Origin of the sequence: Paenibacillus sp. BK033, from assembly GCF_004345425.1 — a bacterium.
Lineage (GTDB): Bacteria > Bacillota > Bacilli > Paenibacillales > Paenibacillaceae > Pristimantibacillus.
In genome coordinates, this window is the sequence record NZ_SLVP01000001.1 from 523,278 (window position 1) to 537,933 (window position 14,656).

The 14,656-nt window shown below is 48.0% G+C and carries 10 protein-coding genes; 9 read left to right on the top strand and 1 reads right to left on the bottom strand.

The genetic code is table 11. The annotated features are described in order from the left end of the window. The first annotated feature begins 240 nt into the window (after window positions 1–240). The 9 genes from EV294_RS02345 to EV294_RS02385 all read left to right on the top strand — a co-directional run bounded on the left by EV294_RS02345 (window position 241) and on the right by EV294_RS02385 (window position 14,292). Window positions 241–6,054, top strand: coding sequence for a DUF5695 domain-containing protein (locus EV294_RS02345; RefSeq protein ID WP_132303412.1), 5,814 nt, complete (start codon window positions 241–243; stop codon window positions 6,052–6,054). Between the two features lie 442 nt (window positions 6,055–6,496). Beyond that, window positions 6,497–7,915 (top strand): ABC transporter substrate-binding protein, encoded by a 1,419-nt coding sequence (locus EV294_RS02350; RefSeq protein ID WP_132303413.1) that lies wholly within the window; start codon window positions 6,497–6,499, stop codon window positions 7,913–7,915. Between the two features lie 77 nt (window positions 7,916–7,992). Beyond that, window positions 7,993–8,916: a carbohydrate ABC transporter permease gene (locus EV294_RS02355; RefSeq protein WP_132303414.1), complete on the top strand. Its 924-nt coding sequence runs from the start codon at window positions 7,993–7,995 to the stop codon at window positions 8,914–8,916. Then, entirely contained in the window at window positions 8,913–9,785 is an 873-nt protein-coding gene (locus EV294_RS02360; RefSeq protein ID WP_132303415.1) for a carbohydrate ABC transporter permease, read from the top strand. Before EV294_RS02355 ends, EV294_RS02360 begins: the two co-directional genes overlap by 4 nt. Window positions 9,786–9,926: 141 nt before the next feature. Beyond that, the gene (locus EV294_RS02365; protein WP_132303416.1) at window positions 9,927–10,394 is read left to right on the top strand and encodes a hypothetical protein; all 468 of its coding nucleotides are present in this window, start codon (window positions 9,927–9,929) and stop codon (window positions 10,392–10,394) included. Between the two features lie 221 nt (window positions 10,395–10,615). After that, window positions 10,616–11,494, top strand: coding sequence for a VOC family protein (locus EV294_RS30985; protein ID WP_132303417.1), 879 nt, complete (start codon window positions 10,616–10,618; stop codon window positions 11,492–11,494). Between the two features lie 182 nt (window positions 11,495–11,676). Further along, window positions 11,677–11,961, top strand: a complete 285-nt coding sequence (locus EV294_RS02375) for a hypothetical protein (RefSeq protein ID WP_132303419.1) — start codon at window positions 11,677–11,679, stop codon at window positions 11,959–11,961. Between the two features lie 433 nt (window positions 11,962–12,394). After that, entirely contained in the window at window positions 12,395–13,459 is a 1,065-nt protein-coding gene (locus EV294_RS02380) for a stalk domain-containing protein (protein WP_132303421.1), read from the top strand. A 263-nt stretch (window positions 13,460–13,722) separates the two neighbouring features. Next, entirely contained in the window at window positions 13,723–14,292 is a 570-nt protein-coding gene (locus tag EV294_RS02385) for a dihydrofolate reductase family protein (RefSeq protein WP_132303423.1), read from the top strand. A 91-nt stretch (window positions 14,293–14,383) separates the two neighbouring features. Here EV294_RS02385 and EV294_RS30190 read toward each other — a convergent pair whose 3' ends face one another. Further along, the gene (locus tag EV294_RS30190) at window positions 14,384–14,539 is read right to left on the bottom strand and encodes a hypothetical protein (protein ID WP_165930559.1); all 156 of its coding nucleotides are present in this window, start codon (window positions 14,537–14,539) and stop codon (window positions 14,384–14,386) included. Window positions 14,540–14,656: the final 117 nt, after the last annotated feature.

Here is a 14,656-nt window from a genome sequence, read left to right on the forward strand (position 1 = left end):
AAACGCGAATAGGAATGTTGGAATTCCATAAATATAGGTTGGAATATTGGTTTTTCAACCTAAATCAGGGATGTTACAATGAAGTAAGCGCTTTCCGTTGATAAAAATAGAGAAAGGAGTAGCGATTATGGGCGGAAACACGGAAAGTCATTGCCACGAAGCTTAAAATCTAATCGTTTAGTATTTCTTAGTCATCATGATAAGCATGATCAGTCTACGAAATATAAACAGGAGGTTAAGATGAAAACGACTACTAAAAAGTTGATGTCGCTGGCTGCCGCTTTTACGTTGTTTTTCGAAGTACTGCCCTTGGGGATTAACGCGGTGCCTTCGGCAGCCGCAGCAACGAGCAGCATCTCCAATGCCAGCCTTTCGGCCAAGGTCGGTGATTTAGGGCAGATTGAGGAGTTATACATTCAGAACAACCCAACGAACAAAAGCGGCAAGCCTATCAATTTTGTTCTGCCGAACAATACGTCGCCGCAAAACGACGTCCAGCACCAATGGATGGGCGAAATGCTATTTTCATACCGCACCGGCGACAGCAAGCAATTCCCTAACGACAGGGCTGGCTTTGTGGAAGTGGATACCAACAAAACCTTGGCGGCCGGCGGATCAACCAAGTATGCGAACATCAATCCTGCTAACCCTTATTTTACGAAAGAGGCTTCGGCGGACGGCAAGAAAGTGGAAGTCAACTTTATCGGACAGAATCTCGATTCCGCAGCTGCCCGGGCGATGAAAGGCTTCGACGTGAAGTCCGTATTTGATATGGATACCGAAGATGGCTCGATGCTATGGGAAATCACGCTCAAAAACAAAAGCAGCAAATATATCGAATTCGGCGATATCGGCTTGCCGATGCCTTGGAATAACAAATATCAATCGGATTCGGATACCTATGACAATCGGGTTACGGTACATAATTTTGCCGGTGCCGACAGCGGGTATTCCTATGCGATCCGCACGAGCGGCGAAGGAAACTTCATGATGTTCGCCCCGGTCCCGGAAAGCGGCGCGCGCATTGAGTATGTGGATTACTGGCTAGGCGACGCGGGCGAACTGCGCAACGGAAGCCTGTATTCGAACTGGGTCGGCGACAGCGGCGGCTGGTTTCCGGGTCTGAACGTTTTGTATATTCACTCCAAGGATATTCAGAAAACCGGCCGCGGATATTTCACCGACGCCACCAGCCTGGTCTTGGGGCCGGAAGAGCAAAAAACATACAAATTTAAATTTTCCGCGGTGCGCGCAGGCGACAACAGCCCGCAAGTTAACGCCCAAAGCCCCAATAATGCCTCTGCTTCGATGGAAGACCGCGAGGCTAACCTTCGTTCCATCCTGTACAAATCGGGGATGATCGATGCGGTTGCGCTTCCCGGCTTTCAGGCTGCGATCAATATGCCCGTCAAGCTGGATCTGCACTATGACGACAGCCTCATCGACGTACAGTCGGTAGAGATTCAGTCTGTTGAAGAGAATGATCCGTTTGATGCGGCGCATATTCCGGATATCAAGCCCGGTCAGACCAGAGACAAAATGGTCAACAATTCCCGTTCCGGCCGCGGACTTTCCGAAGGGAACCCGGGATATGAGAAATCCGTGCAGTTCGTGGAAACCAAGCTTGTTAACGGCGAACAGCATCATATCTATTCGCTTAAGTTTGGCAATCTCGGCAATAACAGCGTTCGCGTGAATTACAAGCTGAAGTCCGGTGCGGAGCAAACGGATAAGTTTACGCAGTTCGAATTCAATATTCTAGCCGAGCTTGATCAAACCTCGCAGGCTCACTCCGAATTCATGGTAGACAAAACGCAGGATAAAGACCCGAATAGTCCGACCTATGGCATCTACCGCGACTGGTATCTGACAACCGGCCTTGACACGACGACCAGCCATTGGGGAGATGACTGGAGCCACGATAATATCAACTTCATGACCATGAGGAATTACCTCGATCCGGATCCTAATGAGATTAAATCCATTGAAAACTACCTGATCGATTTTATGTGGGAAAAATATATGAAGAATACGCAGAACAGCTTCACGGTTGCGAACTATCTCAAAGATTCGGGTGCTTACACGAATTCGGAAAAGCCTTATGTACGGACGTTTTCCGAAATGATGGAAGCCACCGGCTATTTCAACATGTATCGGATCCAAAAGGCTTACCCTAATTTGCTCGAGTATCGCGAAACGCCGCAATACTACCTGGAAAAGGCTTACGGCATCTACTACAACCGCGTTTCCAGCGGAGCAACCGGCTTCTATGGCGAACAGCAGATACCGGATATGATCGAGGCGCTTAAAGAAGAGGGCATGCTTACCGAGTATGAGAATTTGAAAAAGAAGTTCGCCCAAAGCAAAGGCCGGAACGTGACAAACGCCGCTTATCCTTACGGTTCCGAGTTTGAATACGACAATACCGGCGAAGAAGGGGCTTATTCCGCGGCCAAGGCGCTGCGTACTTACTACCCGGAAGACGCGCGGGCGGACGCAGCCTTGAAAAGCATGGGAATGGCCGACTTGAAGACCCGCGCGATGCGGGGCATTCAACCGACCTGGTACTATTATTCCGTGCCGGTATTCCGCGCCGGCGAAGGCTGGTGGAATTTCCAATATACCGCGTCTTTGGCGGGATCCATCATGGATGACTGGCTCCGCTACGAGAATGACGGCAGATCCGGGAAACAGGCTGCTATCGCGCAGCAGCGTAACTATGCGGCGAAACTATCAAACTTTAATGCCGTCAACATGGGGCAGATCTCGGCACAATCCGTAGGCGGCATCTCTTGGAGATATAACGCCCAGAAGGGCGGAACGGGTACCAAGAACGTAAACGATGGCGGAACACGCGTGATGAACAACGGCTGGCAGGACTTTTCCGGCGAATCCGAGGAAGGACTCTATGGCTCGTTATTGCGCATAAGTTCCGATATCGTCACCGACCCGGTATTTGGGCTTTTCGGATACGGAGCTTCCGTCACGGAAGAAGACGGCACTTACCAGATCACGCCGAAGGACGGTTTCGGCAAGCGTATCAACCTAATCGACGACAAAATATTCCTAGTGTCGGAAAGCGATAAAATCGAAAGCGCGCAGATTCAAAAGAACGGCAAAGCATTTCGTCTGCAGCTCTCGAATCTTGCCCAAAGCGAGCATGCTTCCAAGATTACTTTCGACGGAGCAGGATTAGAGAATGGCTATTATACGATGAAGCTGGATGGAAAAGATGCGGGGCAGTTCTATGCACTGAACAATAAAGGTACGGCAATGTTCCAAATGAGCGGTGAACAAACGGCCGAATTGACCATTGAAAAGGCAGATGCGGGCGAGAATCAAGCTCCTAAGGTTACTGCGGAGCTGGCAAAGAAGGACCCGCAAGCGATGATTCCGTTCGTGATGAACGGAATGGTGACCGATGACGGCGCGCCAAACGGCACGTTGACTTATCAATGGGAAGTTGTCAGCACTCCGGAAGGCGGCAAGCTGACCTTCACCAATCCGAAGTCGACATCCACGCGGGCAAACGGTACGAAGGAAGGCTCCTATACGGTTAGACTCACCGCTAACGACGGGCTGATGAGCGGATCTAACGAGCTGACCTTCAAGTTGGCCGCTCCGCCGGAAAAACAGCCTCCGGTCATTGGCGAGGTGACTGCGGTCCAGGATGCTTCGAACAGCAGTATTCTCGTGTTATCCGGCAAAGCGACCCCGGATCCGGTGTACAGCGCGGTATCCGATCCGGTATGGACCTATGGGTGGACGCTAAAGCAAAAACCGGAAGGCGCAGCGGAGGTTGCTTTTGTTGGCGGCGACAAAGCAAATGCATATGCCCGTATCAGCAAGGCAGGCACTTATGTGTTTACCTTTACAGCGGCTGATGAAGGCAAGACGTCCAGCAAGGATGTAACGATTATTACTTCGAAGGACGCCGATGGTTCCTATAAGGCAATCAGCGTTGTGACGCAGCTGAATACGGCTCCGACACTTCCGGGACAAATGGATATTCTGTTTGACGATGGGTATAAGCCAGGTACGATCGCATGGAATGAGGTCGATCCGTCCAGCTACGCGAAGGCGGGGGAATTCGTAGTTGAGGGGAATATCGTGGGCAGCGAATTAAAGGTTCGCGCCACTGTATATGTCGTGAAAGCACAACCTCAAAACAATGCTCTGACTGCAAGGGCTTCCGCCAGCTTCTCCGGTGGCGACGGATATCCGGAGGCGATGAATAACGGTAACGAACCAAAAAGCTCGTCGGATTTCTCTTCCTCGAAAGGTGCCGCTAACAGCGCATGGCACAACTGGGGCAGAGAAGGGGAGCCGGCATGGGTGATGTATCAATGGGATGAGCCATTCCTTGCTTCCTCGATGGATGTCTACGTCTTTCGGGACGGAGCAGGGAATTTCCAACCGACGGATATGAAGCTTCAGCTTCGCGATGCGGACGGTAATTGGTACACGCCAAGAGGAGTGAGCGGACTTGGAAATGCCTTGAATAAATACAACACGACCGCCTTTGAGCCTGCTTACATTACGGGCGCCCGTATGGAGATGAAACCTCTCACCGTTGGGATCGGCATTCTGGAATGGAAGGTAAACGGTTATACGGGAGGGACTGACAAGTCGAAGCTGATACAGGTTATTAACTTTGCGAATGCCTTAAAGGCTGCGAACTTTATCGATCAAGGTCTGGAGCCAATTGCTGCAGCGAAGGCGGCCGCTTCGGCCGTGATGAGCGACAAGGAAGCTACGGAAGAGGATGTTGCCCAGGCCATTGAGAAGCTGCTGGCAGATTTGCGGCTGCTGAGTCCGCGCGACAAGAATATGGCGTTTGCAGCTAGTCTCTCAGCCAGCTACACATCGTCTTGGGAGAGCCTCCCTGCGGTTAACGACGGATTAAAAACGGCAGCAAGCAACCCGCATTGGGGTTCGTGGGGCAATACAAGCTCCGAGGAATGGGTGCAATACGATTGGCCGCAGGGCGCAACCATCCAAAGCTCCAATCTGATGCTCTGGACGGATAACGGCGGCATAGAAGCGCCTACAAAGTACACGTATTCCTACATTCCGTTAAACAGCGCAACGAATGAATGGGTAACGGCGGGGACCGTTACTACAGGAATCACGGCTCTTACTACTCCGGTTGGTTCCGCCAATCTATTTGGATTCGACCCGGCTCTGGAAATCAAATCTTTGCGTGTTACGATGACGAAGAAAGCCCGGAACGGGAATGGCGTTGGCTTATGGGAATGGGAAGTATCCCAAGCGGTACCCCAGAATGACCAGACACCGCCTTTTACGGCCGCCTCTCTCAATCCAGAAGCACCTAATGGCAGCAATGGCTGGTATACGTCGGATGTAACGATGACTTTGAACGCAAAAGATGATCTCTCGAGTGTGGAAAAAACGGAGTATAGCCTGGACGGTGAAAACATATGGATGGTTTATACGGCCCCGATAACATTCCATCAGGACGGCAATTATACGGTGAATTACCGCTCAACGGATAAGTTTGGTAATGTCGAAACGGTCAAATCAATCAATTTCAACCTGGATCAGTCTGCTCCAACCCTATCAGTAACTGGTGTGGAGAACGGCATGTACAACGATTCTATGGACATTACACCTCTGATTACACTGACTGACAGCTTGTCCGGAGTTGACGGAAGCAAGACGAAGGTTATGTTAAGCACAAATGGCGTTCAGCAGCCTGTGGAGCAGGGAGCAAACCTTCCGCTGTATACACTGCCGCTTGGAACTCACACATTGATCGTATCTGCAAGCGATTTGGCAGGAAATACGAGCAGTCAAACCATTGAATTCCAGATTACGACAAGCATTGAAGCGATAAGCGCTCTAGTATCACGCTTCAAAACGACGGGATGGATTGATAATGCAGGTATAGCCAATAGCCTTCAGAGTAAGCTGGATAAGAACAACTTGTCGGCTTTCATAGATGAAGTGAAGGCGCAAAGCGGCAAGCATGTTGCAAGCGAAGCGACGAATTATCTCATTCGCGATGCCCAATATTTGTTGTTGTCTCAATAAAACCATTAGTGCATAGTGCATTCCAAAAGCCGGTATTAGACTACGCTATTGTGTCTATACCGGCTTGTCTTTATTATGCAGGAATAATCTATTAAATTTTATGCAACTGGTTGAAAAAGCACAAAAATTGGAATAAGATAGCCTTAATGAACTTGCTTATTCCGGATCGATTCAGAATTTTGCTAAACGTTTAACTTTATAGCGAAAATAAGATAACCCAAGAGGCTAAGCAAAACAGAATCCATTGCACCTGTTGCCTATTCATTGGTTGAAATATTTAAAAAACAGGTTGAAATAATCGGTTTCGCTCTGCCATTAAAAATGGCACAATAGTAATGGGCTTGATGTTAAACGTTTAACTCGAAAGCCTGGGAGCCTTAAGCGTTTGAGTCAAACGGTTAGACATTTAAATGAAAGCAAATTCTGAAGGGAGATCGGGGTCATGAAAACGGGAAGGAAACTTGGGATAGGTCTTGTATCGGCTGCATTTATCATGAGTGTCGTTGGCTGCGGAAACAATGGGAACAACGGGAATAAAGAGACAAACACAGCATCACCGGGAACAGAAGCCACCAAAACGCCTGCAACGTCGTCTTCCAAAACGGAAAAGGTTAAAATTATTTACTCGATGTGGGGAAGTGCGGAAGAAGGGAGCACCACTCAAGCGGTAGCGGACAAATTTAATGCATCCCAGGACAGAATACAGGTGGAAGTGCAAGCGATTCCATGGGAAAGCTACATGACAAAATTGAATACGCTTGCAACGGCGGATCAGCTGCCCGATACAGGGATGTTAAAAGAGGATGGCGTCATTCAATGGTCTTCCCAAGGCATGCTTAACGATGTTAGCTCCATGTATGAAGGAAGCGACAGCAAGCCACTTGACAGCCTGGCTTACAAATATCAAGGCAAAACCGTAGCGTACGCCGCCGCTAACGAAATCCTCCTACTCTACTATAACAAAGACATGTTCGACAAAGCGAACGTTCCTTATCCTCCATCCGCGCTCGACAAAGCATGGACATGGGACGAATTCGTAGAGACGGCCAAGAAGCTGACGAACGATAAAAAAGGCAGGCATCCCGGCGAGGAAGGCTTCGATTCGCAAAGCATCGTTCAATACGGCGCGTCCGTGGAAAATCTTCCGTGGCAGCTGGAAACTTGGGCGATCAGCAATGGCGGAGGCTTTTATTCCAATGACGGCACGGAGGTTCGCGTTGGGGAAGACGCCAGCATCGAGGCCATCCAGAAGGTTGCCGACCTGTATTTAAAAGATCACGTTGCGCCTTTGTCCGTCGGACAGACGGACGATGGCATTCAGCGCACGATTATTGCAGGTACGGTCGCTATGGCAACGAATGGAGCATGGAATGTGGGAACCAGCTTAAATACGGCGAAGGAGGCCGGTCTGAACTATGGCGTAGCCGTATTGCCGTACATGAAGGATAAAGTTACCCTTAATACGGGTGGCGCCAATGTTGTTTTCTCTCAATCCAAGCATCCGGATGAAGCAATGGAATGGCTGAAATGGTACAACTCCGAAGAAAATAACTGGGCACTCATCTCCTCTGGAATTTGGATGCCAACGCTGGAGAAGTGGTATAAGGACGAAGCATTAACCCGCAAGTGGGTCGAAAATCCAAACTTCCCATCGTACGACGAATACAAATCTGCCGTAGTCGATTACGCGCAATCTTCCGCCGCTAGACCTGCTTCATGGTTCTATACGAATAATACAACGGACTTTAACACGCTGCTGGGATCGGTTCTCGGGGATGTATGGACCGGTAAAACAACGGCTAAGGATGCCATCACCAAAAATCTCGATGCTTTGAAAGCCGCTCATAAAGGCAATCAATAAAAAAGATAAGAAGGATGACCGCCACGTTTACGCAAGCGGCGGCGGTCATCTTTTAAACATGAGGTGGGGAGCGAGAAATGGAAATCCTTAATAAACCGCAAAAGCGCCGTTCCCGTATTCATTCAGGCGAGGCACGCGTAGCTTATATTTGTCTGATCCCGGCCTTTCTAGGACTAATCTTCCTGACGTATTTGCCTCTTCTGGGAGTGCTTGGAATCAGTTTGACCAATTGGACGGGCTTGAAAAGCCCCGAATTCATCGGTTTTGATAATTATAGGAAGATCTTTACCACCGATCCTTATATTAAGGATTCCATCATCGCGACGATTTATTTTGCTATTTTATCGGTCATTGGCAGCATGATCTATTCGCTATTTATCGCTCTGCTGCTGAACCGAAAAATTCCCGCGAGAGGGTTTTTCCGAGCAGTGTTTTATGTGCCGTATGTGTTGCCTGCTGCAGCGATTTACGTAGGTTGGTCTTGGCTCTATGAGGGGAACTTTGGATTCTTCAACTATCTTCTCTCCGAGCTTGGACTGAATAAAATCCTCTTTATCGCCGACTCCAGCTATGTCGTCCCTTCCCTCTCGTTAATTTCGGTCTGGCTGGCAGGCAACTTGATCGTTATCTTCTTGGCTGGGCTGCAAAACGTGCCCGTTGTGTACCATGAAGCGGCTGAAATGGATGGCGCGAACGGCTGGCAGCGCTTCCGTCATATTACGCTGCCGTGCATGACGCCAATCATCTTCTACAACCTGTTGATGAGCTTGATCGCGAACCTTCAAGTCGTTACGCCGGCGCTTTCTTTAACGAATGGCGGTCCAGGCAATTCCTCCCGGTTCATGACTTATCTCATGTATGATCAAGCCTTCGTCAATTACAAATTAGGTTACGCGTGCGCAACGACATTCATTATTTTTGCCATTCTTGCAGCCTTTACCGCTTTACTGTTCAAGACATCGGGCAAATGGATCTATAACGAGGGAGGGGACGACAAATGAGTGTAGCCGCATACGGGGGCAGACTAAAGAGCAAAAAACGCAGGGACCGGATGATGAACCTAATAACGTTTGTCGTTGTCATCGTATTTACCGTTTTAGCCCTTTTTCCAATCTGGTGGATTTTTCGGACATCGCTCATGACGAATGCCGAGATCTATAAATATCCGCCTTCCTTAATACCGCAAAACTGGTTGTTTTCCAACTATGAGAGGACGTTAGAGATATTCAAATTCTGGAAGTACCTGTGGAACACGATGGTGATTATCGTTCCCTCCTGTCTGGCAGGAACCTTTACGGCTACCCTATGCGGATACGCTTTCGCAAGATTGAGATTCCGGGGCAAAAGTCTGATTTGGGCGCTATGCGTAGGCTCCATGCTTCTGCCTGCCATGGTAACGCTTATTCCGCTTTATATCGGTTGGACGCGCGGCCTTGGACTAAACGACAGCTATTGGCCATTGATACTGCCTTATTTTTGCGGTGGCGGTGCTTTTAATATCTTTTTGATCCGTCAATTTATCATGTCCATTCCAAGAGAACTCGATCAAGCGGCAACGATCGACGGTGCCGGGTACTTCCGCATCTTGTTCAGCATTATTATGCCGGCTATCCGACCTGCCATGATTGTCGTCGCATTGTTTATCTTCATAGGGTTATGGAACGATTTGCTTCAACAAATGATCTACATTAACTCAAGCGATAAATATACGATTGCGCTTGGTCTGACCAACTTTAGAGGCCAATTAAAGAGTGACTGGTCGCTTACGATGGCCGCTACTTGCTTATCTTTCGCACCGGGCGTTATCTTCTACTTAATCGGTCAAAGGTATTTCGTAGAGGGAATTACTCTAACCGGTTTAAAAAATTAGCTCTTCAGAAGCGTAATTAAGCAGTGGCCGGTATACAAACGACCAGCTGCTGTTTTTTTTGCAAGGAAACCTGGAGCTGCAGTGAAACGAAGTGCGTCAATAATCGTTATACTGAATAAATTAAGATACGGAGGTGTTCTGATGGATTTGCTGAAAGGCTTTGGAAAGCTGGCGGGCGATTTCACGGGCAGAGTGCTTGGAGGAACCGTGCGCGTTGCCGGGGAACTTGTTCATAGCGATTACATTAAAGAAATCGGTAACGATGTGGAAAGAGTGACGGCAAAGACAGGTGAACTGGCAGGCCGGGCAGCGAGCGGTGTATGGGATGTTGGGGCAGGTTTAATATCGGCGGATAAGCAGCAGACGAAGACCGGATTGCATGATCTTGGAGATGCGGTTACGATTACCGTTAAAGGTGCGGGCCAAGGAATCGAATACGTGGTTGAAAGCGGAAAAGAAGTTGTGACAGGCATGAAGGAAAACGATAAACAGCTCATTAAAGACGGCGCCAAGAAACTCGGTAAAGCAGCCGCAGTATCCATCATTGCCGTCGGCGTAATCGACATTATCGATGGTCCGGACGGAATGGATCCATCAGAGACAACCTGATAACCTAAACAGCAGCTGCCGGCTGCTGTTTTTTTATTGGGAATACCAGGAATATCTATGGATCGCGTGCCCGCTATTGTACAGGTTGGAGCGGTAAGTAAAATGAATTTTGGAACGGAGGGAAAGTTCGGCATATATAGAAGTTATTAAATGCGAGTGTTTATTCGCACAGACACTGATGTTAGCCTTCCGGTCTACCTATTATTAAAGGAGGAAATGAAATGGAGATTAACAATCAGCGGGAAAACACGCAAAAAGTCGTGGTACGGAATTCCAGTCTGACAGGGGCCGAGTTCGAAAATTGCCGCGCGGAGGAAGTAACGTTCCGAAATACTTCGCTGCCCAATTTCCGAGTCGAATGTGCAGATTTAAGCGAAGCAAGGTTTAAGGACGTCAATATGTCGAGGATGCTTATCACCGATGCCAACCTATCGGACCTTGAAATTGACGGAGCACAGCTGGGCGGAGCTTTTATACATAATATAGGACTGCCCACGAAAGGGCACCCGGCTTACCGGGAAGATCAAGGGCGTCAGCGGCCGCTGCGATTCGAGATGTGTGAGTTGGCGGGCAGCACGATAGCCTCCTCCGATCTTAGTGGCGTTCACATTGAAAGGTGTAACATCGAAGGGCTTACGATTGACGGAATCGATGTTTCAAAATTGCTCAAGCGCTACCAAGCGGAGCGACAATCGGAAGGCAAGGAACTTCAGGAGGAGCCTCCCCAGTTGACGCCGCTCTTGAAAAGATCCGGCGCGGCATTCGTTCCGGTCCGCGATATCGAAAAGGCGCGAGATTGGTATTGCCGGATGATGGGGATACCTGCTGAATCCGTTCATGTTATGAACGGTCATTTGTGCTCGCTTCCTGTTGAGGGCTCCGGAATCATTTTGGACACGATGCCAATGTGGGGTGGCCAAGAGCCTGGCGGCCCGCCGACTTTCAAAACCCCGGCTTTTACGTTGTTGACGGACGATCTTGCCGCTTCTTACGCATTTATGAAGGAGCACGGCGTTGAACTCGTCACTCCAATCGAGCACGACCACTGGTTCGCCTTCCGCGATCCGGATGGGAACCTGTTGATGGTTTGCAAGGCTTAGCTTAGATATCGATATAGTAGAGGACCCAAATAAGACGTACATATCGGTTACCCGATAAATCTCTCGCCTTTCAACCCTTGAAAGCATTGGAGGCTATCGCCTTCCGGGTCAAGCGTACAGGCCGTATTGTAACTCTGTGAATACAATACGTTGTATTAAAAAACTGGAAGGGGATAATGAAAGTGAATCGTAACTATTACATGGGCAATGTAGGTAGTATGAATGAAGCTAACTTTTGTCCCGATTGTCCAACGCAGACGATTTATGATCCTCCAATTACCATATACGAGGACTACTACCATCCACAGCTTGTGAACGTCATTCAAAATATTGAAACGGTAAAGAAACATCATTGTTGTCCGGTTTATCAACATTATTACACCCATACGGAGAAGAATGTTATGGTTTCTGGCTTGAACAGCAGAAAGCAAGGTAAAGCATCTTCCAAAAATCGTTTGAAAAAATAGACCTGCCTTATAAAAGATCCGTAAGAATGGACGCTTCGCGAATGTAACGGCCAACTTACGGATCTTTGTTATTGTGAAACAACATCCGTTAGAAAAAAATAGTTAAGACGGAAACTTGGATAGTCCTATCTAAGTACATAGCCTGAACGACGGGAAACTATAGTGAAGAAAACGGTTGCTTTTAGCAGCCGTTTTTTTATAAGCAAATTTATTGAACCCTTGTTAGTTTCTCCGGATATCCATTTCAAATACACACGTTGGACACAGAAACCTCCTATACTTCAACTTGTAAGAACAAATGGAGGTGCTGGCCGATGTTAAGTATGTCACTTTTCGGTTAATCCTGTGGGCGTAAAAGGTTAAAACAAAACATTTCGGCGGAAGGATCGTTTAGTCATAAACTAATTATAAATCGAAGGGGGTAACGCCCTCTATGAAAGGGATGTTAAATATGAAATTCAAACAACATAAAAAACTTGGGCTAGCCCTTGCTATCGCGTTATTAGCTTCTCCGGTGGCCCTGTCGCTGCCAGCAGGTCAAGCAGCAGCGGCTGTTACCAACGCCAAATTCAGCATCATCAATCAGTCTTTTAGCATTGAGGGAGTTAAGAGCAGCATTGGTACCATCAATAGCAAAGGTTCCACTTATATTGCATTGCGAAACTTAAATACGGCGTTGGGACTAGGAACAAATTTCGATAAAAAGACTCAAGTGGTTACTGTTACCGGGCACAACCGGATATTGAAGCTGGATCTAAAAAACAACACCGTGACGTTAAACGGTCAGCTCATTAATGGCCAACAAGTGATTCTACAGGACAACACGACCTATCTTCCGCTGCGCTTTTTGTTGGAACGCATGGGCTATGAAGTGACGTACTCATCAGCTTCCAAACAAATCGGCATTAAAGCCATTGCCGAGAACAAGTTGACGATCCAAGCCCACTCGTTAAGCGATAACAGCGGCGGCAAAAAGCGATTGGTTTATTACCCTGTGATTTCCGGCATGGGAAATACGGACGTACAGACCAAAATCAATGCGCTGTTGAAGCAAGAGGCAGAGAAAACAATAGCCTTATCGAGCCAGCATAATGAGTATGACACGATCAGCAACAGCAATCTTAAAGGAGCATTCGAAGTTACGTACAACGAAAAAGGAAAGCTAAGTCTATACACTTCCTACAGCATGGATTCAGGTGGAGCGCATGACCTCCATAATCTCGTTCCTCATACGTTCGATTTGAGTACGGGGAACGAACTTACCTTGAAGGATGTGACGGAAGGCAAGGCAAGCTATGTGACGATCATTAACGATCAGATCAAAAAACAAATCAAAGACCGTAAGCTTGACGTGATCACGCCTTTTAAAACGATTAAGGCTGATCAAAATTTTTACTTAACCCATAACGGAGTAGCCATTTACTTCACCGAGGGGGAATTAATGGGCGCTGCACAGGGTTTTCCTACGTTCGTTATCCCATTCTCGGCATTTAAGTAAAGATGTATAATTCAAAAATACGTTCAATTAAGAGAGTCATTCGTTAATGATCAAGGAGCAGCTGGCCGATTTGGGAGCTGTTCCTTTTTAATGCAAAACGAACAAAGGAGCATTCTGCCGCCGGCAGGTGCTCTATTTTTATAAATTTCTGCTTGAACCTTACGTAACGTAATGATTTATTATGAATCTAACAGCAGGATGAGATATTGGCTAACGGCGTAAAAAATAACAAAATACATTTCAAATCGAAGGAGAAAACGGACATGAGGAAGCTCGTATTATTTATGCATGTGTCGCTGGACGGGTATGCGTCGGATTCGAACGGAGGACTCGATTGGATTCCGTACAATGAGGAATTGGAAAAATACGCCGAGGAGGTCGTAGCCGAAGTCGGCGCTCCCGTGTACGGACGCACGACGTATCGGATGATGGAGAGCTACTGGCCCACGTTGTTGGACGATCCGAATGCGTCGAAGCACGAACTGGAGCATGCCAAATGGCTGCAGGCGGTTAAGAAGGTCGTTATTTCCGGGACGATGGACAAGGTGGAATGGAACAATACGATGCTGATCAAGGACAATATCGCGGATGAAATAAGAGCGCTCAAGGAGCAGCCTGGTAAAAATCTCGTCATCTTTGGCAGCCCGGGAGCGGCAAAGACGCTGCTTGAGCTCGGTTTAATTGACGAATTCCTGCTTACGATTTGTCCGGTCGTCCTTGGCGACGGAACATCGGTATTCGACGGCGCAGGCGAGAAAATCAGGCTCAAGCTGCTGTCCAGCCGGACGTTCAAGTCGGGCATTATCGCAGCCCGCTATGAGCTGGAGAAATAGCCATCTCCGATGTTTCGCTTAAACTTAAAAGGACCTCCGTCAGGAAGGTCCTTTGTTTTATATTTTAGGGAAGAAACGAATTTTATAACAATCAGTAGTGCCCTTTACCTGTGCCTACGCCGCCAACTTGCGGCCCGTAACCTCCGCCCCAGCCGCCAAAAAAGCCGCATCCGCAGACGATAATCACCAGCAAGATGAACAGTACAAGAATCGCCCCAACTTGATTGCCATGGCCAAATCCTGACATAATTCACAACACCTCCTTGGAGTATACTCTACAATATGAGCGGGGAGGTAAGTTGCTTGGGTATTTGCCTCAGAGGCATTCATCTAATTCCATTTGCCTATTATAGTTATCGACCAA

Coding starts and splice junctions, on each gene's coding strand:
- EV294_RS30985 (WP_132303417.1), top strand. CDS start 10,616: ATGGAGATTAACAATCAGCGGGAAAACACGCAAAAAGTCGTGGTACGG.
- EV294_RS02380 (WP_132303421.1), top strand. CDS start 12,395: ATGAAAGGGATGTTAAATATGAAATTCAAACAACATAAAAAACTTGGG.
- EV294_RS02350 (WP_132303413.1), top strand. CDS start 6,497: ATGAAAACGGGAAGGAAACTTGGGATAGGTCTTGTATCGGCTGCATTT.
- EV294_RS02355 (WP_132303414.1), top strand. CDS start 7,993: ATGGAAATCCTTAATAAACCGCAAAAGCGCCGTTCCCGTATTCATTCA.
- EV294_RS02365 (WP_132303416.1), top strand. CDS start 9,927: ATGGATTTGCTGAAAGGCTTTGGAAAGCTGGCGGGCGATTTCACGGGC.
- EV294_RS30190 (WP_165930559.1), bottom strand. CDS start 14,539: ATGTCAGGATTTGGCCATGGCAATCAAGTTGGGGCGATTCTTGTACTG.
- EV294_RS02345 (WP_132303412.1), top strand. CDS start 241: ATGAAAACGACTACTAAAAAGTTGATGTCGCTGGCTGCCGCTTTTACG.
- EV294_RS02385 (WP_132303423.1), top strand. CDS start 13,723: ATGAGGAAGCTCGTATTATTTATGCATGTGTCGCTGGACGGGTATGCG.
- EV294_RS02360 (WP_132303415.1), top strand. CDS start 8,913: ATGAGTGTAGCCGCATACGGGGGCAGACTAAAGAGCAAAAAACGCAGG.